Genomic DNA, 22,051 nt, shown 5'->3' with positions numbered 1-22,051 from the left:
GTCGCCGAGCCGGGCACCGCGGGCCACACGATCACGGGAGGCAGGGAGATGGCTGGACGAGGGGCGGGGCCGGACTTCGTCGAGTCCCTGGCCCGCGGGCTGGACGTGCTGGCCGCCTTCGACACCGACCACCGCAGCATGTCCCTGACCGAGGTGGCCACCGCGGCCGGGCTCGCCCGGCCGACCGCCCGCCGGCTGCTGCTGACGCTGGAGGAGCTCGGCTTCGTCCGGTCCTCCGGCAGCGCCTTCCAGCTGACCCCCAAGGTGCTCAGCCTGGGCATGGCCTATGTGGGGGCCCTCGGCCTCTGGGACATCGCGCGGCCGCACATGGAGTCCCTGGTCGCCCGCACCGGCGAGTCCTCGTCCATGGCCCAGCTGGACGGTTCGGACATCGTCTACGTGGCCCGGGTCTCCGTACCCAAGATCATCGCCCTGCGGGTGGAGATCGGCACCCGGTTCCCCGCCCTCCGGACCTCGCAGGGGAAGGTGCTGCTCGCCGCCCTCTCCCCGGCCGAGCTGGCGGCCGCGCTGGCCCTGCCCAGCCGCTCCGGCCTGCCGGGAGAGAACGACCGGAGCACTCCGGAGCGGCTGCACGAGGAGCTCACCGAGGTGCGCGCCCGCGGCTGGGCGCTGGCGGACGAGGAGCTGGCTCCGGGGGTCCGCTCCGTCGCCGTCCCCGTGCGGGACGGCACCGGGACCGTCCGGGCCGCCATGAACGTCACCGTGCACGCTGCCGAGACCCCGACCGAGAAGCTGCTGCGGGAGCATCTGCCGCTCCTGCTGCGCACCGCCGGGGACATCAGTGCCGAGTGGGCGCTGTGGCAGTCCCGGCCGCACCGGGAGCTGGACCCCCGTACGGAGACGGCCTCCGCTCCCGGCTGAAACCGCGCGCACGGCGCACGGCACCGACCCGTACCCGTACAACGCCGAAGGCCCCGCTGGATCAGCGGGGCCTTCGGCGCACGGGATGGTGGAGATGGCGGGAATCGAACCCGCGTCCAACGGTGCGGAAACAGGGCTTCTCCGAGCGCAGTTCGCTGCGATTTTCTCGGCCCCGGAGATCACGCGAACAAGTCTCCGACGGGCTCAGCCACTGTTTGATTTCCCACCGGCCCCCGTGGCCGGGGCCGGTGGTTTAGATCCCTAGCTGATGCCAGGTTCCGGGACGGGATCAAGCCCGGGCTGACACTCCGCAGAGTCGCTGTCTGTTAAATCAGGCAGCGAGGGCGAAGGAATCGCGCTTGGTGTTGGCGATTATTTTTTGCGACATATGGTTTACGAGATCATTGCCGCTTCCTCGGCTCGCTTCCCCTGCTTCGACATCCGCTGTCGAAACCGATCATCCCCATGTTGATTTGACAAGCACACCCGGTGCGGAACACCCGGTGGCGCTGTGGTCCATCGTACGTCAACAACCGACGCGGGAGCCAGATCATTCCCGCCCGGCACCGGGAGAGCGTGATCCGCGCCACCCGCGGCCCGCCCCGGGCCCGCCGGCGTCCTCCGACCCCCGGCCGTCACGCCCGCCGGAACGTCCGCCGGCGTCTCATGCCCGCTGGCGCCGCCGCACCGCCGAGATCGCCCGGTCCGCCTCGCGCCGGTCCTGCTTCTCCCGCAGCGTCTGCCGCTTGTCGTACTCCTTCTTGCCCTTGGCCAGCGCGATCTCGACCTTGGCCCGGCCCTCCTTGAAGTACAGCTGCAGCGGGACGATGGTGTGCCCGCTCTCCTGCGACTTGCGCTCCAGCTTGTCGATCTCCTCGCGGTGCAGCAGCAGCTTCCGCTTCCGCCGTGCCGCGTGGTTGGTCCAGGTGCCCTGGGTGTACTCGGGGATGTGCACGTTGTGCAGCCAGGCCTCGCCGCCGTCCAGCTGGACGAAGCCGTCCACCAGGGAGGCGCGGCCCTGCCGCAGGGACTTGACCTCGGTGCCGGTCAGCACCAGACCGCACTCGTAGGTGTCCAGGATGGTGTAGTCGTGCCGCGCCTTCTTGTTCTGCGCGACCAGTTTGCGGCCCGACTCCCTGGCCTTCTCTTTAGCCTTGTTGGTTTTTGCCATAGCGCGGCCATTCTCGCACTACGAGCCACCCGCGAGGCCAGTCAATACCGTCCGGGCCCGCTCCTCGGCGCCCTCCCGGGCCACCAGGTCGGGGGTGATCCCCTCGCCGTCCACGGACCGGCCGGAGGGGGTGCGGTAGTGGCCGACGGTCAGCTCGGCCACCGAGCCGTCCGGCAGCTCCTCGGGCATCTGCACGGAGCCCTTGCCGAAGGTCTCCGTCCCGACGACGACCGCCCGGCCCCGGTCCTGCAGCGCGCCGGCCAGCAGCTCGGCCGAGCTCATGGTGCCGCCGTCCACCAGGACGACCAGCGGCACCCCGCTGCCGGCGCCGCCCTCCTCCGCGTGCAGGGCCCGTTGCTCGCCGTGCACGTCGTAGGTGGCGACGAGACCGCCGTCGAGGAAGGCGGAGGCCGCGGTCACCGCCTCGCCGACCAGTCCGCCGGGGTTGCCCCGCAGGTCGAGCAGCACCCCCGCGCCGTCGCGGGCCTTCCGCACCGCGCGGACGACCTCCTCGCCGGACCCCTTGGTGAAGGAGCCGACCTCGATCAGGCTCGTGCCGTCCGCCGCGGTCCGGACGGTGACGCTCTCCGCGGCCAGCCGGGTCCGGGTCAGGGTCTCCCGCCAGCGGTGGTCACCACGCTCCAGGTCCAGTTCGACGGAGGAGCCCTCCCCGGCGCCCCGGTCGTCGCCGCGGAGGAGGGCGACGACCTCGGTGACGGGCTGCCCGCCGGTCTTCTCGCCGTCGATGGCGCGGAGCCCGTCGCCGGGTCTGATGCCGGCGCGGTCGGCGGGGCTGCCGGGCAGGGCCCGCGCCACCTCGATCCGCCCCTCGGCGTCGTGCCGCACCCAGATGCCGACCCCGACGTACCAGCCGTCCAGGCTCTGCCGCAGCCCTTCGTACTCCCCGGCGCTGTAGACGGCGGACCAGCGGTCGCCGCTGCGGCTGACGACCTCCTCGGCGGCGTCGGTCCCGGACTCGCCTGCGGCCATGGCCGCGGCTGCCGCCTCGGCGACGGCGGCCTCGTCGGGCCCCTCACCGGCCGTGTCCGCGACCGCATCGGCCCGTACGGACACGTGCTCCCGGGTGTCGTCCTGCCAGATGCCGGAGACGCCGCCGGTGACGAGGACACTGCCGAGGACCAATGTCAGGGCGGCCCCGCGGCGGAGGCGGCGGGGCGGGACGAACATCGACGAGCCCGACATGCCGGTGAGTCTAGGCGACGCCGAAGCGCCGTACGGGGAGTTGGCCGTACGGCGCCTTGGACGAACATCACACCTTGAGGTACTTGCGCAGAGCGAAGAAAGCGGCGATCGCGGGCATGAGAAGGCCGATCGCCAGCACCAGCGGCAGCTTGGCGAGCACCACGTCCCAGCCGATGAAGTTGATGAGGTCGATCCGCTCCGCCAGCCAGTTGTTGACGAGGAAGAACTTCCCGAACACCAGCAGTACGCAGGCGAAGACGGCGCCGATGAGGCCCGCGATGGCGGCCTCCATGATGAACGGCATCTGGATGTAGAAGCTCGACGCCCCGACCAGCCGCATGATGCCGGTCTCCCGGCGCCGGCTGAACGCCGAGACCCGCACCGTGTTGACGATCAGCATCAGCGCCACGATCAGCATCAGCGCCATCACGACGAGTGCCGCGATGTTCATGCCGTTCAGCAGATTGAAGAGGTTGTCGAGCACATCCCGTTGGTCCTCCACCGCCTGCACACCGGGACGGGCCGAGAAGGCGCTCTTGATGACCTGGTACTTCTCCGGGTCCTTCAGCTTGACCCGGTACGACTCCTGCATCTGGTCCGGGGTGAGCGAGGAGGCCAGCGGGGAGTCGCCGAACTGCTCCTTGTAGTGCTTGTACGCCTGGTCGCTCGACTCGTGGTGGACGGTGTCGACGACCGGCATCCTCTGCAGCTCGGCCTCGATCTCCTTCTTCTGGTCCGCCGTGACCGCGCCCTTGGCGCAGTTCGGGTCGCTCTCCGCGTCGTTCTTGTTGCAGAGGAAGATCGAGACGTTGACCTTGTCGTACCAGTAGCCCTTCATCGTGTCGACCTGGTCCCGCATGAGCAGGGAGGCACCGAACAGGCCGAGCGAGAGGGCGACGGAGACGATGACGGCGAAGGTCATCGTGAGATTGCGACGGAGACCGACGCTGATCTCCGACAGGACGAACTGGGCGCGCATGATGTCCTTTCAGGGTGTGGCCCGCGGCTACGGTGTGGTCACTCAGTGCGCGTAGCCGTAGACACCGCGCGACTGGTCGCGCACCAGCCGGCCCTTCTCGAGCTCGATGACGCGCTTGCGCATCTGGTCGACGATCTGCTGGTCGTGGGTCGCCATCACCACGGTCGTACCGGTCCGGTTGATCCGGTCCAGCAGCTTCATGATGCCGACCGAGGTCTGCGGGTCGAGGTTGCCCGTCGGCTCGTCCGCGATCAGCAGCATCGGGCGGTTGACGAACGCCCGGGCGATGGCCACCCGCTGCTGCTCACCGCCGGAGAGCTCGCCCGGCATCCGGTCGTCCTTGCCGCCCAGCCCGACCAGGTCCAGCACCTCGGGGACCGTCTTGCGGATCTGCGCCCGCGGCTTGCCGATCACTTCGAGGGCGAAGGCGACGTTCTCCCCGACCGTCTTGTTGGGGAGCAGCCGGAAGTCCTGGAAGACGGTGCCCAACTGGCGCCGCATCTGCGGCACCTTCCAGTTGGAGAGCCGTGCCAGGTCCTTGCCCAGGACGTGCACCGAGCCATGGGTCGCCCGCTCCTCGCGGAGCAGCAGCCGCAGGAAGGTGGACTTGCCCGAGCCTGAGGAGCCCACGAGGAAGACGAACTCGCCCTTCTCGACCTCCAGCGAGACATCCCGCAGCGCGGGCCTCGTCTGCTTGGGGTAGGACTTGGATACGTTGTCGAATCGGATCACGGGTGCACCACGGTCGACCTTGTAGAGAGGGGACGCGGAACGCCGTACAGCCCAGCTGCGGCGCCCGCCGGTGAGCGTGACCATACGCGAACCCGGCGGAGTCGTGCAGTCGTCGCCCTCCGATGAGCGCCGATTCACGGCACCATCGGGAATAAACCCGGCAATAGCGGCACGGCTTCGCCGCCGGTGGTCCCCCGGCCCTTCCAAGTGCGCTTCCCGGTGCGCCGGATCGCCGGGAAGCTGGCACAGTGGTATGGGGAACGGAAGCGCTCCCCCGGGCGTTGGCCCCAGTGAGGAGGAGATCGCATGACATGCGACCGACTGGTGTGCGCCAACTGCGCGGGCCCGGTGAACGAGGGGCGCTGCGCCGTCTGCCGTGCCAGCAGAGAGCGGCTCCAGCACCAGAACGGCCTCTTCGCCGGACTCTCCCCGGCCGCGCTGATCGCCCTGCTGGTCACGCTCGTGGCCGTGGCCCTGCTGGCGCACCAGACCGCGTAGACGGCGGGCGGGCGAAGCAGACGGCGGGCAGGCGGGCAACCGGACGACTCGGGCTCCGGCCCGGGGGCCGCGTTCCGGCCCGCCCCTGGCGGCTCTGCCCGTACGCGCCCTGAACGGCCCCCGCGCGCATGCCGAGGGCCCCGGAACGCCGGCTGCGTTCCGGGGCCCTCGGTCCGTTCTCAGGCGCCCTGTGACGGGCGCGTGCCGTGCCCGGTGACCGTGCGGACCGCCCGGTCAGGCAGCGGCGCCGCCGCGGCCGGCCACGATCTGCGGCAGGAAGCGGAAGCCGATGCCACCGGCGATCATCGTCGCGGCACCGATCAGCAGGAACGCGGTCTCGGAGGCGCCGGTCTCGGCCAGCTCCTCCTTGGCCTCGCCCTGCTCGACCGGCTGCGCGCCGATGTTGTTGGTGTCGGTGCCGGTGTCGATGCCGGTGTCGACGTTGCCGCCGGTGTCGGGGCCGGGGTTGTTGCCCCCGCCGGTGCTGCCGCCGGTGCTGCCGGAGCCACCGTCGCCGCCGGTGCCGCCGGTGTTGCCGGAGCCGCCGTTGTCACCGCCGCCGTCACCACCACCGGTGCCACCGCCGTTGCCGGAGCCGCCGTTGTCACCGCCGCCGTCGCCGCCGCCGATGCCACCGCCGATCCCGCCACCGATCGCGCCGCCGTCGGCACCACCGTCCGCACCGCCGTCACCGCCGCCGATGCCACCGCCGATCCCGCCACCGATGCCACCGCCGTCGGCGCCACCGTCCGCACCGCCATCGGCGCCACCATCGGCACCACCGTCGGCGCCACCATCGGCACCGCCGTCAGCGCCACCATCGGCACCGCCGTCAGCACCGCCATCGGCACCGCCATCGGCACCGCCATCGGCACCGCCGTCAGCGCCACCGTCCGTGCCGCCGTTGCCGGCGCCGCCGTCCTCGCACTCCGAGGGGAGGACGTCGCAGGGGTCGGGCTCGTCGGCCTGGATGCCGACCTCGATGTTCCCCTCCTCCACGGACGCCTTGGTGGTGAGCCCGCCGATCTGAACGTCCACGCCGACGGCCTGTGCGGCGCCCGCGGCGGTCAGGGAGGCCCCGGCAGCGATCACCGCGCCGGCGGTTATGCGCGCAACGCGCAACCGCGTCTTCTTTGTCATCTAGCTGCTACCCCCAGTAGCTGATCTCGTCAGTGGAGCAGCCATGCATGGGCTGTTGGTCGTTGTGGGTAGGAGTGGTGCGGGACTCTCGTTCCGTCCGCCCCCTTAGCGCCCGCGCCCAGACATGGGCATGCCGAGCGTCACCCTTCCCAAGATTCACAGCAGCGTCAAGCGCGTTGAGCGCGCTATGTCCGTTGCGTGACCACTTGGGCCGCAGGCACGCACAGGACTGTGACGAAAACGGCAACTGCCGCCCATGAGGCGGCAGTTGAGCATTCATATTCTTTCTCCGCACGGCCCCCGGAGCCGGTCGCGGCGGCTGACCGGCGGGCTACTTCTCGCGCTGCTTGCGCCAGCGGATGCCGGACTCCAGGAAGCCGTCGATGTCGCCGTCGAGGACGGCCTGCGGGTTGCCGACCTCGTACTCCGTGCGCAGGTCCTTGACCATCTGGTACGGGTGCAGCACATAGGAGCGCATCTGGTTGCCCCAGGAGCCCGAACCCTCGCCCTTGAGCGCGTCCATCTTGGCCTGCTCCTCCTGCCGGCGGCGTTCCAGCAGCTTCGCCTGGAGGACGTTCATGGCGCTGGCCTTGTTCTGGATCTGCGAGCGCTCGTTCTGGCAGGAGACGACGATGCCGGTCGGGATGTGGGTCAGCCGGACCGCGGAGTCGGTCGTGTTGACGCCCTGGCCACCGGGCCCGGAGGAACGGTAGACGTCGACGCGCAGGTCGGACTCGTCGATGTCGATGTGGTCGGTCTGCTCGACCACCGGGAGCACCTCGACCCCCGCGAAGGAGGTCTGCCGGCGGCCCTGGTTGTCGAACGGCGAGATGCGCACCAGGCGGTGCGTGCCCTGCTCGACCGAGAGGGTGCCGTAGGCGTACGGGGTCTGGACGGCGAAGGTCGTCGACTTGATCCCGGCCTCTTCGGCGTAGGACGTCTCGTAGACCTCGGTCTTGTAGCCGTGCCGCTCGGCCCAGCGCAGATACATCCGCTGCAGCTGCTCGGCGAAGTCGGCGGCGTCCACGCCACCGGCCTCGGCGCGGATGTTGACCAGCGCCTCACGGGCGTCGTACTCGCCGGACAGGAGGGTGCGGACCTCCATCTCCTCGACGGCCTTGCGGACCGAGCGGAGCTCGTTCTCGGCCTCCTCACGGGTGTCCGCGTCGTCCTCCGACTCGGCCAGCTCGAAGAGGACGGAGAGGTCGTCGATCCGGCCGCGCAGTTCCTCGGCCCGGCGGAGCTGGCCCTGCAGATAGGACAGCTTGCTGGTGACCTTCTGCGCGTTCTCGACATCGTCCCAGAGGTCCTGGGCCGCCGCCTGCTCCTCCAGCTCGGCGATATCGGCCCTCATCCGGTCGAGGTCCAGGACGGCCTCGATCGACTCCATGGTCGAGGAGAGGGACTTCAGCTCTTCGGATACATCGACGACTGCCACGCCCCCAGCCTAACGGCTTCCGGCCGGAGACCACGCAGAGGCGGGTACGGGGTGGCCGCGGCGGCTCAGGGGGCTCCGGTGGCCGGGGCCACCCCGGCGGGCCCGCCGGGGCGGGGCCCGGGGCGCCGAGTGCTCCGTACCCCCACCCCGGTGGGCCGGGGCCGCCGCCGGTGACGGCGCCGTCGGCCGAGGCCGCCAGCCAGCCGCCGAGCCCGGCCACCGCCACCAGGCCCGCCACGACCACGCCGAGCCGGATCCGGCGGCGGCGCAGGGCCTCCGCCCGGCGGCGGGCCGAACCGGGCCGGGGCTCGCCCGGTCTGCGGGGCACCCGCGCGGTGCCGTGCGCCCCGCCCGCGAGCTCGTCCTCGGTGGGGACGCGCATGCTGGTGTGGGTGTCCCGTCCGGAGTCGGGCGCGGAGCCGTAGACCAGGGGCACGGCGCCGCGGCGGGGCTGCTCGGGTACGGAGCGGAAGGGTTCGGCCCGCTCCTCCGCGGGGTCGTCGCCGGCGCGCTCGCCGTCCAGCTCGTCCACGTCGAGCGGCGGGAGCCCGGCCAGAGCGGGCAGGAGCTCCCGGAGCCGGCCGGCGAGCTCGGCCGCGCGCAGCCGGGAGGCGGGCGACTTGGCCAGGCACTGGACGAGCAGTTGCCACAGCTCGTCGGGGATGCCGGGCAGCGGGGCCACCGTCTCGGTCACGTGGCGGCGCAGCACGGCACCGGGGTGGCCGCCCCCGAACGGGGTGAAACCGGCCAGCAGTTCGTACAGGACGGTCGCCAAGGCGTAGATGTCGACGGAGGCACGGGGCGGCAGTCCCTCGACGATCTCCGGGGCGAGGTAGTCGGGGGTGCCGATGATGTTGCGCGCCGCGCCGGCCTGCCCGGTGCGGGGGCTCTGGCCGGTGCGGGGGGCCGGTGCGGCTCCGGCGGTGGAGCGCAGGGCACGGGTGCGGGCGGGGGAGTCGACGAGCCGGGCGACGCCGAAGTCGGTCAGCAGCGCCGGGTGGGCGCCGCCCGGGCCGAGCGGGCCCTCCATGTCGAGCAGGATGTTCTCCGGTTTGACGTCGCGGTGCGCGATGCCCGCGGCGTGCGCGGCGGCGAGGGCGTCGGCCACGTCGGCGGCGATGGTGACGGCGGCCTCCGGGGCCAGCCGGCGCTCCCGTTCGAGGCGGGTGCGCAGATCGGTGCCGCGCACCAGCTCCATGACGAGGGCCAGGTCGTTGCCGTCGACGACGAGGTCGCGGACGCCGACGATCCGGGGATGGTCGAGGCCGAGGAGCGCGGTGCGCTCCTGGACGAAGCGTTCGACGAGCTCCTCGTCCGAGGCGAGGTCCTCGCGCAGGAGTTTGACGGCGACCGGGCCTTCGGGCCCCTCGCCCAGCCACACCGTCCCGGCGGACCCCCGCCCGAGGATCTGGTGGACGGTGTACCGGCTACCGATCTTGCGTGCCAAGACTGCTCCGACGTGTCATGCCCTCCGCGCGGAGGGCAGGCGTGGGCCACCAAGCTACGCGGCCACCGGGGTGTCCGTTGCCCAGGATGGGGCCAACCATCACTTCTGCGCGGTAAATCGGGTCCCGTAAGTCGACAAGTCTCCACAGTCGTGGAGATGTTGCGGCCGGGCCGGTGTCACTGGCCGGCGCCCGGGTCGAGTTCGGGGGCCTTGATGTCGGAGGTGTCGGGGAGCTGCTCGGACGCCTGGCCGAGTTGCGAGATCCAGTCGACGACCTGGCCGATGCCGTCGGTCGTCGCCTGCCAGAAGCTCTTGCCCTCCGCGACCCAGCTCTGGACCGGGGTGAACTCCCAGACGAGCCATCCCGCCAGGATGAAGACCGCGATGGTGAAGAGGCAGCCCTTGAGGCAGCCGAGCCCGGGGATCCGCATCGGGTTGGCGCTGCGGGGGCGCGGCTCCCGGCGCGGCGCGGGGCCGGCGGGGCGGCGGGGCGTACCGCTGGGGCTGCGGTTCCTGCCGGCGGCGGGGCTCCCGGCGCGGCTGGGGCCGGGGCTGCGGGGGCGGCGCGTAGGGAGCGGGCTGCTGCTGTTGCTGCTGTGCCGGGCGGCGCTGCGGGCGGCGGCGGAGCGGGTCCTCGTCCGGATCGAGGTACTGGACCTGGGTCTGCTCGTTGCGGTCGCGGGCCGCGCGCATCTGGGTCTGCCAGGGGTGCTCGCCGTCCTGGCCGTCCCCCGCGCCGGGCGGCCCCGGCGGCACCGGGGGCATCGCGCGGGTGGCGCCGGCGTGGTCCGGGCCGCCGGGCCCGCCGCCGGCGGGCAGGAAGGCCGTCTGCGCGTTGGGGTCGTACGCGCTCGCGCCGGACGGCAGCACCTGCGTCGGGTCGGCGTCCCCGCCGCCGGCAGCTCCCGCGCCGTGGCCGGCGGTGGTGCCGGGGACGGGCGCGGGCGCCGGGTCGGGCGCGAGCAGCGCGGCGACGCCGAGGGCCGCCTCGGCCTGGGCCGGGTTGGCGTGCACGCCGACGCCCGCGGCGACCGTGCGGAGGCCGCGGGCGAGGTTGACGGCGCTGGGCCGCTCGTCCGGGTTCTTCCGCAGGCAGTGCTCGATGACCGTCCAGAGCGGTTCGGGGACGGTGGTGGGGCGGCGCGGCTCCTCGCTGAGGTGCTTCTGCAGCACCTCCAGGGCCGTCTCCCCCGCGAAGGGCGGACGGCCGGTGACCAGTTCGTAGAGGAGGATGCCGCAGCCGTAGATGTCGACGGCGGAGGTCTGCGGGCGGCCCTCGGCGGACTCCGGCGCGACATAGGCGGGGGTGCCGACGAACTCGTGGGTGCGGGTGAGACCGGGCGAGTCCGCGAGCCGGGCGATGCCGAAGTCGGTGAGCATCGGGTGCATCTCGCCGCTCGGGCCGGTCGCCAGCAGGACGTTGGCGGGCTTGAGGTCGCGGTGGACGACGCCGTCGGTGTGGCTGGCGGCGAGCGCGTCCGCGATCTGCGCGGTCAGCAGGGCGGTGGCGACCGGCGTGAACGGGCCGTTCTGGCGCAGATAGCGGAAGAGGTCCGGGCCGTCGATCAGGTCCATGACGAGGGCCAGCAGATCGCCCTCGACGACGAGGTCGCGGGTGCGGACGATGTTGGGGTGGGTGAGCCGGAGCAGGACCGACCGCTCGCGCAGGAAGCGCATCACGACATCCGGGTCGTGCGCCAGCTCCTCCTTGAGGACCTTGATCGCGACGGCCTCGCCGGGATGCCCGGCCACCGCAGCCTCCGCGCCCGCCGTCTCGCGCTGCCGGGCCCGCCAGACGGTGCCGGTGGCCCCACGGCCGAGCGGCTCTTCGAGCAGATACTTACTGCCTACCGGCCGCACGTCATGCGCTCCCTACGTCCTGGTACCGGGCCGTGTTCCGCGGAGGGACTCCACGGGGCCGTTCCGCCCCACTCTAGTGCCGTGTTACGGGCGGGCGGCGGGTCCTGCGGCTGTTCTCCGGTTCCCTCCCGGTACGGACCCGGACACGCCGCGGTCCGTACCGGGAGGACGCGGCTGCCGCGCCGATGGTTGCCCGGTGGTCCCCGGTCCGGCCCGGCCCGGGGTGACGCGGGGCCGTCCGGCCGGGGGGCGGAGCCGGTGCTTCCGGGCGTGCCGGACGGAAGTCGACCGGGAAGAGACGCAATCGGTCCGCCGGGTGACAGGGGATGCCGTCACCGACGCCCTGTGCGGCGCTTTTTGGCCGGACAGGGATAATTCAAGATCGAATAACGGCGGTCACCGGGCAGGATGTCACCGGCAGGTGCGAGGATGCACCCACGCACGGAGGAGCGGGGGGCGGGGGCCCCGCGCTCTGTGGTGACCTGTACGTGCCGAGCGCCCGTGCACGGGCGGGGGACGGACCGGGCCCCTGCCGCGTCCGGGCGGAAGGGACCGCTGACGGCGATGCAGATCCGCTTGACCGTCCTCGGGCCGCTCAGCGGCCATGCCCCGCGTTCCTGCGATGTGCTCGTCACGGCCCCCGCCGGAACGGCGCTCGCCGCGGTGGCCGGCGGCCTCGCGGCCGCCGTGGCCGCCGTCGCGGAGCCCGGGCGCGGCGCGGAGCCCGCCGTCCCCGGCGTTTCCGGCACCCGTGCGGGCGGCGCGGCGCAGAACTCGGCCTCCGTGGTGCTGTACGCGGGCTCCGAGCGGCTCGACAGCCGCCACCGCCTGCTGGGCGAACCGCCGCTCGTCGACGGCGCGGTGCTCTCCCTGCACGCCCCGGTCGAGCCCGGACTGCACCCCGGCATCGCCCAGGAGACGGCCGCGCGGGGCACCGCCCGGCTCCACGTCGTCGCCGGGCCGGACGCGGGCGGGGTCCATCTGCTGCACGGCGGGCAGATCCGGATCGGCCGCTCCGCCGACGCCGACGTCCCGCTCGACGACCCCGACGTCTCCCGGCTGCACTGCGCGGTGACCCTCGCCGGGGACGGCCTGGTGACCGTCGCGGACCTCGGCTCGACCAACGGCACCGCGGTCGACGGCGCGCCCGTGGACGGCCGGCCCCGGCCGCTGCCGCCGGGTGCCCTGCTCCGCGTCGGGGAATCGGCGCTGCGGCTGGAGTCCGCGGCGGACGCCGGGGAGGACCCTCCGGAGGACTCCCCCAGCGGACCGGGGGCGGTGCGGCGGCCGGCGGTGCTGCCCGGTTCGCTTCCGGTGGCGCCGGACGGCGAGGGCCGGCTCCGGGTCGAGCTGCCCGGCAGCGCCCCCGCCGTCGCCGGCGGCCGGACCCTCACCCCGGCCCCGGATGCGGCCCGGGACGCGGCCGCGGGTTCCGGCGCCGCGGGTCCGGGCGGGCCCGCGCACGGCGGCCCGTACCGCCGGGGCGGCGAACACGCACCGGCCGGCGAGCGGCCGGGCGGACACGGGGCGCGTGAACAGCACGGCGGGCCCGGGGAGCCGGGGTACGCGGAACACGGGCGCGGCGTACCCGGATACGGCGAATCCGGGTACAGCGGCGCCAAGTACGGCCCGCAGGAGCCGCCCGGCCGGGCGCGGCTGCCCGGACAGCGGGGCCCCGGCGGGGAGCCGGGCCCGTACCTGCCCGGCGAGCACCCGGACGGCCCCCGGGAACACACGGTGACCGGCCACGGCGACGTCCCCCACCCGTACCGGATCCCCGCAGGCGAGACCCGCGCCGCCGAGGGCAGCAGTGCCTTCCGCGGCCCCGGCTCCGGCGACGCGGGGACCCCGTGGCCGCCCGCTGGGCCCGCGCCCGGCGCGGTCCGGCCCGGCGCCTCCGCCGGGGCGCCCCCCGCGGGCGGGTACGGCGCCGGCCCTCCCGGTGCGCGGCCCGGCGAGGGCGGCGAGCCGGACCGCCGCGCCGGGCGCCGCGGCCGCGGCATAGGAGCCTGGGCCCGCCGCCTGGCCGGCGGCCGCGCCGAGGACGAGCCCGCCGGGCCCGGCCGTCCGGCCGACGCCTTCGGTCCGTCCGCCGCCGCTGCCGCCGCGCTGCACCGGCGCTGGCCCGACCCCTCCGAGATCCTGCTCACCGCCCTGGGCCCCGGTCCGCGGCTGTGGGAACGCGGACCCGGACACCCCGACGCCCTGGTGGTGCGGCTCGGCACGGCCGATCGCGCGGGCGTGCCCTCCTTCCCCGTCACCGTCGGGCTACGGCAGGCCGGTTCGCTGGGCCTGGCCGGTCCGCGGGCGCGACTGGCCGGGCTGGCCCGGTCCGTCGTCGCGCAGCTCGCCGCGCTGCACTCCCCCGCCACCCTGGAGATCGTCCTGATCAGCGCCGACCCGGCGCGGGACATACGGGACCGGATGGCCGACTGGGCCTGGATCGGCTGGCTGCCGCAGCTGCGTCCGGCCCACGGCCAGGACTGCCGCCTGCTGCTCGCCTACGACTCCGAGCAGGCCGCCGCCCGGATCGCGGAGCTGGCCCGCCAGGTGGAGGAGGCCCCGCTCACCGGGGCGGCCGGACACGGCACCGGCGGCACGGCGGCCCGGGGCGACGGCTCGTACACCGTCGTGGTCCTGGACGGCGATCCCGGCTCCCCGGAGCTGCGGGGGGCCACGGCCCGGCTGGCGTGCGCCGGTCCGGCCGCCGGGGTCCATCTCCTCTGCGCGGTGGAGACCCCGGCCGCCTCCCCCGCGGCTCCGCTGCTCGCCAACTTCGAGACGGCCCGCACGGTGTCCCCGGCCTTCGGGGAGTGCGGTGCGGTGGCGATGCTCAGCGGTGAGGTGGCCACGGCGCTCCGGCTGATACACCTTCCCGCCGACCGGCGCGGGGCGCACGGACCGGGAGGCCCGGCCGCGCCCGCCGCGGACCCCGTCCCGGCCGCGTACGGCGGCCACGGGACGCACGGCCACGCCAACCCGTCCGGCACGGCGGCGGGCCCCGCCGGGCCCGGTGGTCCGCTCTCCGGCGACCCGGCGGACACCCATGGCATCGCGTCCCGCGCGGTGCCGGTGGAGCGCGCCCCGGGCGGTCGCCGTCCCGGAGTGCCGGACAACGGCACGGCCGCGGTCGCCGACGCCGTGTCCACCGCCTGGGCCGAGCGATTCGCCCGGTCGCTCGCGCCGCTGCGGCTGCCGGACACCGGGGCCGGGACACACGGTCCGGGCGGATCGCGGCGGGTGGCGGTGACGCTGCCGCGTGCCGCGCGGCTGCTGGACGAGCTGGGGCTGGCCCGCGCCACCCCCGCCTCGCTGACGGCCCGTTGGGCCGCCGCGGCCGACCCCGGGACTCCGCCGGGCGGGCAGCTCTGCGCGGTGCTCGGCGCGGGACCGCACGGCCCGCTCACCGTGGACGTGGCGGCGGAGGGCCCGCATCTGCTGGTCGAGGGCGGCGCGGGAAGCGGCAAGACGGAGCTGCTGCGGTCGCTGGCCGCCTCGCTGGCGGCTGCCGACCGGCCCGACCGGCTGGCGATGGCGCTGGTGGACGGCGGCGGGCTGCGCTCCCCGCAGCCGGAGGCCCGCGGTGAGGGCCTCCGGGCCTGCACGGACCTCCCGCACGTGACGACGTATGTGACCGGTGTCGACCCGGTGCGGATGCGGGCCTTCGCCCAGGCGCTCAGCTCGGAGTTGAAACGGCGGGCCGAACTCCTGGACGGGCTGGACTTCTCCGAGTGGCACACCCGATGGGCCGGCCGTGCGGAGCGGCCGGCGCGGCGTGCGGCCGAGCGCCCGGGCGGCGACCGGCGGAGCGGTGATCCGGAGCCGGAGTCCGGCGGCACGCTGAAGCTCCGGGTCCGCGGCGGCGGCCGTCCCGGGGAGGGCCGCACTCCGGCCGCGGGAGCCGCCCCGGCCGGAACGCACGGGAGTTCCCCCGGTGGCGCCCCGGTGGGCACCGCCGCGGCACCCGCCGGTACGGTGCCGGCGCCGGCCGGGAGCGCGCGGAACGGCGCGGCCGCCGGGGCGGAGCCGGAGGCCCGGGCGGTGGCCGGTCCGGAGGCGCTGCCCCGGCTGGTGGTTCTCGTCGACGACTTCGACGCCCTGCTGTCACCCGCGCTCGGCAGCACCGGCCGCCCGGCGGCCGGCTCCGTGGTGCGGGCGCTGGAGGCGGTGGCCCGGGAGGGTGCCCGGCTCGGGGTCCATCTGATCGCGGCGACCGGCCATCCGGAGCGCACGGCCGGCACCGCAGCGGCGGAGGCCGCCGGGGGGCGGGTCTCCCTGGAAGTGCTGCCCGCCGTGACCGACGGGCCGGAGAAGGCCGGGGCGACGGCGGGGCGCGGCCGGCTGACCGGCCCCGACGGCTCGGTCGTCTGGTTCCAGGCGGGCCGGGTCACCGGCCGCATCCCGCGGACGGCCACCCAGCGTCCGACGGTGGTGCCGCTCGACTGGGAGCGCATGGGCGACCCTCCGACGCGCCGCCCGCTCCGCGAACTGGGCAACGGGCCGACCGACCTGGCGCTGCTGGCCAGTGCGCTGCAGCGGGCGGCCGAGTCCGCCGACGCGGCTCCGGCTCCGCCGCTGGTCTGACGGGGCCGGGCCCGCCGTGGCCGGGCGGCCGCCGCGGCCCGGCCCTCGGCGGGGAGCGGCGGGCCGGGGCCGGTGCGACCGGCACGGGCGCGGGGCGCGCCCGCCCCGTACACCCCCGCCGGCCGCCCCGGGTGTCTGCTGCCGGCGCACCCTGCCCGGGCCGCGGTCCACCCGCTCGCCCCCAGGAACCGTTCACCGCCCCAAAGGGGCCGGGTACCCCGCGGCCGCACTGCCCGAACGGGTTTCCGGGTGCCGTCCCCTACGCGCGTTCAACAAGTCTGACTGCCCATCACGGCCCGGTCACAATCGGTCAGTTGATCACCGTCCCGGTATTGCGACCGCTCTCCTCCGGGGCATAGGACTGTCGCACAGTACGTACGGGACGAGCCCCGTGCGGTCGCCCGCCGGGCGGGCGCCGTACACGGGCCGGCCCCCTCACGGGGGTTCACGGGTGGGGCCCAGGCGGGACCCAGGAGAGGTCGGGCACAATGCGCACAACTCTCACCACCGCGAACAGAGCGGCACGCGGAGCGCGCTCCGCAGGCAGTCACACACGACGCACCACACGGGCCGTGCTGGCCGCCGTCACCGCGAGCGCGCTCGCGCTCACCGCCGCGGGCTGCGGCGGAGGCGGAGACGACGGGAAGGAAGGCGAGAGCGGAGGTGAGGGCAAGAGCGCCGTCACCGTCGACCTTCCGAAGCTCACGGGGGAGAAGCTCCAGGTGGCCGCCGTCTGGACGGGGGCGGAGCAGAAGAACTTCAAGGCCGTGCTGGACGAGTTCGAGAAGCGGACCGGCGCCGAGGTCTCGTTCGTCCCGACCGGCGACTCCATCTCCACCTTCCTCGGTACGAAGATCGAGGGAGGCCAGCCGCCGGACATCGCGCTGCTCCCGCAGGTCGGCGCGCTCAAGCAGTTCGCGGCCCAGGGCAAACTGAAGCCGGCCGGCGAGGAGGCGCAGGAACAGCTGGAGAAGAACTTCTCGCAGGGCTGGCGCGATCTCGGCGCCCACGAGGGCAAGCAGTACGGCGTCTACTTCAAGGCCGCCAACAAGTCCCTCATCTGGTACAACACCGCGGCCTTCGAGAACGCGGGCGTGGAGGAGCCCGGCACCTGGGACGACTTCCTCCAGACCGCCCGCACCATCTCCGACTCCGGGGTGGCGCCGGTCTCCGTCGGCGGCGCGGACGGCTGGACGCTCACCGACTGGTTCGAGAACGTCTATCTCTCCCAGGCGGGACCGGAGAAGTACGACCAGCTCGCCGAACACGAGATCAAGTGGACCGACCCCTCCGTCAAGGAGGCGCTGGAGACCCTCGGCGAACTGTTCGGCGACAAGACGCTGCTCGCGGGCGGCCAGGAGGGCGCGCTGCAGACCGAGTTCCCGAAGTCCGTCACCCAGACCTTCGCCGGCGGTGACGCGCCGGAGGCCGCCATGGTCTTCGAGGGCGACTTCGTGGCCGTCAACATCTCCTCGGACACCAAGGCGGAGATCGGCACCGACGCCAAGGTCTTCCCGTTCCCGGCCGTGGGCGAGGAATCCCCGGTGGTCAGCGCCGGAGATGTGGCCGTCGCGCTCAAGGACGGCAAGGGCCCGCAGGCCCTGCTGACCTTCCTCGCCTCGACGGACGCCGCCGAGATCTGGGCGAAGGCCGGCGGCTTCATCTCGCCCAACAAGGAACTGGACCTCAAGGCCTACCCGGACGACGTCCAGCGGGACATCGCCAAGGCCCTCGTCGACGCGGGTGACGACTTCCGCTTCGACATGTCCGACCAGGCGCCGGCCTCCTTCGGCGGCACCAAGGGCGAGGGCGAGTGGAAGGCGCTCCAGGACTTCCTCAAGAACCCCGACGACGTGGCCGGTGCCCAGAAGCGGCTGGAGGCGGAAGCCGCCAAGGCCTACAAGAACTGACGGGCGGCCGCGACCGATGACGACAGCGACCGCGGGGGGCGCCGCCACACCCGGCGCCCCGCCCCCCGTCACCAAGAAGGGCGTGGCCGGCACCCGGGCCTGGATCGCGGCATGCTTCCTGCTGCCCGCGCTCGTGCTGCTGGCCGCGCTCGTGGTCTACCCGATCGGGTACTCCGTGGTGCGGAGCTTCTTCGACACGGAGGGCACCGCCTTCGTCGGCCTGGACAACTACGGCGAGCTGTTCTCCGACCCCGGCACCCGCACCGCGCTGAAGAACAACCTGGTCTGGGTGATCGTCGCCCCGGCCGTCTCCACGGCACTCGGCCTGATCTACGCCGTGCTGACGGAGCGGGTCCGCTGGGGCACCGCCTTCAAGATGATCGTCTTCATGCCGATGGCGATCTCCATGCTGGCGGCGGGCATCATCTTCACACTCGTCTACCAGCAGGACCCGGAGCGCGGGGTCGCCAACGCCGTGTGGACGGGCATCCACGACACCTTCTCCGAGTCCTCCGCCTATCCCGGCGCCCGGCCGCGGCCGAACACGGGCATCGAGAAGACGGCCGGCGGCTCCTTCACCACCGAGGAGACCGTACGGGCCGGGGACCCGGCCGGGCTGCCGCTGGTCGGCATCCCCCCGGCCGAGATACCCAAGGACGCGGCGGAGGCCGTGGCCGCCGAGCCGGACGGGGACAAGGTCACCGGCACCGTCTGGCTCGACTTCACGCCCGGCGGGGGCGGCGAGGCCGGGGTGATCGACCGCGGCGAGAAGGCCCTGGCCGGGGTGAAGGTCGAGGCGGTCCGGGACGGCGAGGTCGTCGCGAGCGCCGAGTCCGGCGAGGACGGGAGATACAGCCTGCCCGCGAGCGCGGCCGGGGCCCAGCTGCGGCTGCCCGGCTCGAACTTCACCGAGGCGTACAACGGCATCAACTGGCTCGGTCCCAACCTCGTCACCCCCGCCATCATCGGCAGCTACATCTGGATGTGGGCCGGTTTCGCGATGGTCCTCATCGGAGCGGGGCTGGCGAGCGTGCCGCGCGAGCTGATGGAGGCGGCCCGGGTGGACGGGGCCAATGAGTGGCAGGTCTTCCGCAAGGTGACGGTGCCGCTGCTGGCACCGGTGCTGGCGGTGGTGACCGTCACCCTGATGATCAACGTGCTGAAGATCTTCGACCTCGTCTACATCCTGGCGCCGGGGGCCACGCAGAACGACGCCAACGTCCTCGCCCTCCAGCTGTATCTGCTGTCCTTCGGCACCGACGCCGAACAGGGCGTCGGCAGCGCGATCGCCGTGGTCCTGCTGTTGCTGGTGGTACCGGTGATGGCCTTCAACATCCGCCGCATGCGAAGGGAGCGACGCCCGTGAGCGCCTCGACGGATACGGGCCCCGGGGGCTCGGCGGAGCGGAGCGGTCCGACGGTGGCGAAGAAGGGAAGCGTGCCGGGCCCGTCCGGGCCGTCCGGGCCGGCCAGGCCCTCGCTCGTCGCGCGGCTGACGGCCCGTACCAGCGGCGGGCTCGTACAGGCCGTTCTGCTGGTGATCGCCCTGTTCTGGCTGACGCCGACGATCGGCCTGCTGGTCTCCTCGCTCCGCGAGACCTCGGACATCGCCACCAGCGGCTGGTGGACGGTCTTCACCGAGCCCGCGCAGCTCACCGTGGACAACTACGCCAACCTGCTCGGCAACGAGGACATCACCACCTCGCTGTGGACGACCGTGGCGATCACGGTGCCGTCCACGGTGCTCGTCATCGTCATCGGCGCCCTGGCCGGCTACGCCTTCGCCTGGCTGGACTTCCCGGGCCGCGACTGGGTGTTCATGGTGGTCGTGGGGCTGCTGGTGGTACCGGTCCAGGTGGCGCTGATACCGGTGTCGAAGCTCTTCAACAGCCTGGGCATCTTCCAGACGCTGGCGGGCGTGGTCTTCTTCCACGTCGCCTTCGGCCTGCCCTTCGCCGTCTTCCTGCTGCGGAACTTCTTCGCGGAGATTCCGCGCGAACTGCTGGAGGCGGCACGGCTGGACGGAGCGGGCGAGATCCGGCTCTTCACCCGGGTCGTGCTGCCGCTGGGCGGTCCGGCGATCGCCTCGCTGGGCATCTTCCAGTTCCTCTGGGTCTGGAACGACATGCTGGTGGCGCTGATCTTCGCGGACCCGGGTTCACCGCCGGTCACCGTGGCGCTCCAGCAGCAGGTACGCCAGTTCGGCAACAACATCGACGTCCTGGCGTCGGGAGCCTTCGTCTCGATGGTGATCCCGCTGGCGGTCTTCTTCGCCTTCCAGCGCCAGTTCGTCAACGGGGTGATGGCGGGCGCCGTCAAGTAACGGCGGTCGCGCCGCCTCTCGGCACCACCGCGCCGCGGGGTGTGCCGGACCACCCGGGTCCCGGTCACCCCGCGGTTCTCATGACGGCGGGCACGGCGCCCCTCCGCGCATCCTTGCGAAATATAGTCTTTGTCCCCATGGATGCCGATATGCCGCCGCCGGAGGACGCCACACAGATCAGTGTGGTCGTCATCGGCTACAACGACGCGGCGCACATCAGGACGGCGGTGCGCTCGGCTCTCGGCCAGGGGCCCGCCGTCCGTGAGGTGATCGCCGTGGACGACGCCTCCACCGACGGCACCGGTGCCCTCCTCGACCGGATGGCGGCCCGTGAGCCCCGGCTGCGCGTGCGGCACCGGACCGTCAACAGCGGCGGCTGCGGCAGTCCCCGCAACGACGGGCTGCGGCAGGCCACCGCCCCGTACGTGATGTTCCTCGACAGCGACGACGTGCTGCCGCCGGGCGCCGCCGACGCCCTCCTCGCGGCCGCCCTCCGGCACGCGGCACCGGTCGTCGCGGGCGCCTGCCTCCGGCGCGAACTGCCGCTGCGGCGCGACACCCGCTGGCAGCGCGCTCTCTACCTGGGCGAGGCGGTCCACGACGCGCCGGAGCTGCAGCCGCGCCTGGTCCGCGACACGCTCTGCGTCAACAAGCTGTACGACCGGGCCTTCCTCGCCGCGCACGGCATCACCTTCCCCGAAGGCCCGTTCCGCTACGAGGACTTCGTCTTCACCGCCCGGGTGCTGGCCGCCCGCCCCCGGATCGCCGTCATCCCCGACACCGTCTACATCTGGCACGTCCGCCGCACCGCCGCCCGGCCCTCGATCTCGCTGGACCGGAACCGGGTGGACGGCTGGCGGGCCCGGCTGACGGCGCACCGGCTGGCCGTGGACACCCTGCAACTGGCCGGGCAGCGGCGGCTGGCCCACGCCGCCCGGGTGAAGTTCCTCGACCACGACCTGCGGATATACCTGCGGGAACTGGGCCGGCGCGACGAGGACCACCGCCTCGCCTGGTGGGACCTCACCCGGGAGCATCTGGAGTCGTTCGGCGAGGAGGACCTGCTCGCCGCCCGGGCGCCCGCCCGGTGGAGCGCCCGGGTGATCGCGGCCGCCGGCCACCCCCGTGACGTGGAGCGGCTGGCCGGGCTCGCCGTCCACCCGGCCCGGCTGCTGCCCCCGTACGCGCGGGTCAACGGCCGGCCGGTGTGGGCGATCGACCTGCCGGCCGTCCTGCTCGACCAGGTGGACGAGACGCCGCTGCACCGGCTGCCGGTGACCGTCGACGGCACGCTCCGCGCGCACGAGCGCGGCACCGGCGGCAGAGGCCGCGGCGGCGGGAACGGAAGCGGCATCCGGAACGGGGACCGGGGCACCGGCACCATGGGCCTCACCCGGCCCCGGCTGCGGCTCGTCCTGCGCGTCCACGAGCTGTACGGACGGCTGATGGCCGCCGGGGGCCCGGTCACCGTGGACGTCGAGCTGCGCCACCGCGACGACGGCCGCCTGGGACTGGCCCGGAACGCCGTCCTCACCCGGGACGACACCGCGGCCCCGTCCTGGACCGCCGAGGTCCTGCTCGGCCTGGACACCCCGGGCACCGCCGGACCGGCCTCCGCCGGCGGGCACGGCGGAACGCCGGAGATCTGGGACGTCCGGGTCAGGATCCACTGTGCGGACGGCGGTTCGCTCTACACCGGCGTGCGGGCCGCCGGTCCGCTGCCGCGCCGCGGGGTGGCGGCCGGCCGGAACGGTCTGCTGCTGGTGCACCCGTTCGAGGCGGCGGGCGGCTCACTCGCGCTGCGGGTGGCGCGCGGGCCGCGCAGCGCGCTCCGTATCGCCGGCCGGGCGCTGCGACGGGGACTGGCCGAGCGGTGGTGAGTCCC

General features: G+C 73.8%; 13 protein-coding genes, 1 other RNA gene and 2 pseudogenes. 7 read left to right on the top strand and 9 right to left on the bottom strand.

Going from position 1 to position 22,051, the window contains the following annotated elements:
• Positions 1-48 precede the first annotated feature (48 nt).
• Positions 49-882, top strand: coding sequence for an IclR family transcriptional regulator C-terminal domain-containing protein (locus E4N63_RS20040; RefSeq protein WP_125625160.1), 834 nt, complete (start codon positions 49-51; stop codon positions 880-882).
• Between the two features lie 86 nt (positions 883-968).
• Here E4N63_RS20040 and ssrA read toward each other — a convergent pair.
• From ssrA to ftsE, 5 genes are all read right to left on the bottom strand, one after another.
• Positions 969-1,347, bottom strand: a transfer-messenger RNA (tmRNA) gene (gene ssrA, locus E4N63_RS20035).
• A 199-nt stretch (positions 1,348-1,546) separates the two neighbouring features.
• Positions 1,547-2,053 (bottom strand): SsrA-binding protein SmpB, encoded by a 507-nt coding sequence (gene smpB / locus E4N63_RS20030; protein WP_043469750.1) that lies wholly within the window; start codon positions 2,051-2,053, stop codon positions 1,547-1,549.
• Positions 2,054-2,071: 18 nt separating this feature from the next.
• Positions 2,072-3,256: a S41 family peptidase gene (locus E4N63_RS20025; protein ID WP_125625157.1), complete on the bottom strand. Its 1,185-nt coding sequence runs from the start codon at positions 3,254-3,256 to the stop codon at positions 2,072-2,074.
• A 67-nt stretch (positions 3,257-3,323) separates the two neighbouring features.
• Positions 3,324-4,235, bottom strand: coding sequence for a permease-like cell division protein FtsX (gene ftsX / locus E4N63_RS20020; protein WP_019711624.1), 912 nt, complete (start codon positions 4,233-4,235; stop codon positions 3,324-3,326).
• A gap of 42 nt (positions 4,236-4,277) precedes the next feature.
• A complete protein-coding gene (gene ftsE / locus E4N63_RS20015) occupies positions 4,278-4,967 on the bottom strand; it encodes a cell division ATP-binding protein FtsE (protein ID WP_039824235.1) in 690 nt (229 codons plus the stop codon).
• A gap of 306 nt (positions 4,968-5,273) precedes the next feature.
• On the opposite strand from ftsE, the gene E4N63_RS20010 reads away from it, so the two are divergent.
• Complete coding sequence (locus E4N63_RS20010; RefSeq protein ID WP_019711626.1) at positions 5,274-5,465, top strand: hypothetical protein; 192 nt, start codon at positions 5,274-5,276, stop codon at positions 5,463-5,465.
• A gap of 234 nt (positions 5,466-5,699) precedes the next feature.
• Here E4N63_RS20010 and E4N63_RS20005 read toward each other — a convergent pair whose 3' ends face one another.
• The 4 genes and pseudogenes from E4N63_RS20005 to E4N63_RS19990 all read right to left on the bottom strand — a co-directional run bounded on the left by E4N63_RS20005 (position 5,700) and on the right by E4N63_RS19990 (position 11,350).
• The gene (locus tag E4N63_RS20005) at positions 5,700-6,605 is read right to left on the bottom strand and encodes a hypothetical protein (protein ID WP_230241345.1); all 906 of its coding nucleotides are present in this window, start codon (positions 6,603-6,605) and stop codon (positions 5,700-5,702) included.
• Positions 6,606-6,936: 331 nt separating this feature from the next.
• Positions 6,937-8,043, bottom strand: a complete 1,107-nt coding sequence (gene prfB, locus E4N63_RS20000) for a peptide chain release factor 2 (RefSeq protein ID WP_227959636.1) — start codon at positions 8,041-8,043, stop codon at positions 6,937-6,939.
• A 106-nt stretch (positions 8,044-8,149) separates the two neighbouring features.
• A pseudogene (locus E4N63_RS19995) lies at positions 8,150-9,490 on the bottom strand (serine/threonine-protein kinase); the annotation flags it as partial.
• Positions 9,491-9,666: 176 nt separating this feature from the next.
• A pseudogene (locus E4N63_RS19990) lies at positions 9,667-11,350 on the bottom strand (serine/threonine-protein kinase).
• Positions 11,351-11,914: 564 nt separating this feature from the next.
• Here E4N63_RS19990 and E4N63_RS19985 point away from each other — a divergent pair.
• The 5 genes from E4N63_RS19985 (at position 11,915) to E4N63_RS19965 (ending at position 22,046) form a co-directional block, all read left to right on the top strand.
• Positions 11,915-15,934: an FHA domain-containing protein gene (locus E4N63_RS19985; RefSeq protein ID WP_230241344.1), complete on the top strand. Its 4,020-nt coding sequence runs from the start codon at positions 11,915-11,917 to the stop codon at positions 15,932-15,934.
• Positions 15,935-16,422: 488 nt separating this feature from the next.
• Positions 16,423-17,844: an ABC transporter substrate-binding protein gene (locus E4N63_RS19980; RefSeq protein ID WP_125626605.1), complete on the top strand. Its 1,422-nt coding sequence runs from the start codon at positions 16,423-16,425 to the stop codon at positions 17,842-17,844.
• Between the two features lie 16 nt (positions 17,845-17,860).
• Positions 17,861-19,210 (top strand): carbohydrate ABC transporter permease, encoded by a 1,350-nt coding sequence (locus tag E4N63_RS19975; RefSeq protein WP_125626606.1) that lies wholly within the window; start codon positions 17,861-17,863, stop codon positions 19,208-19,210.
• A 53-nt stretch (positions 19,211-19,263) separates the two neighbouring features.
• Positions 19,264-20,166, top strand: coding sequence for a carbohydrate ABC transporter permease (locus E4N63_RS19970; RefSeq protein WP_125626608.1), 903 nt, complete (start codon positions 19,264-19,266; stop codon positions 20,164-20,166).
• Between the two features lie 137 nt (positions 20,167-20,303).
• Positions 20,304-22,046, top strand: a complete 1,743-nt coding sequence (locus tag E4N63_RS19965) for a glycosyltransferase (protein WP_230241343.1) — start codon at positions 20,304-20,306, stop codon at positions 22,044-22,046.
• Positions 22,047-22,051 lie beyond the last annotated feature (5 nt).

This window comes from Streptomyces sp. MNU89 (assembly GCF_020982505.1).
GTDB classification, from domain to species: Bacteria; Actinomycetota; Actinomycetes; order Streptomycetales; family Streptomycetaceae; genus Streptomyces; species Streptomyces xinghaiensis.
Note: the sequence above shows the minus strand (reverse complement) of the source record. Positions and strands in the feature narration are given on the sequence as shown.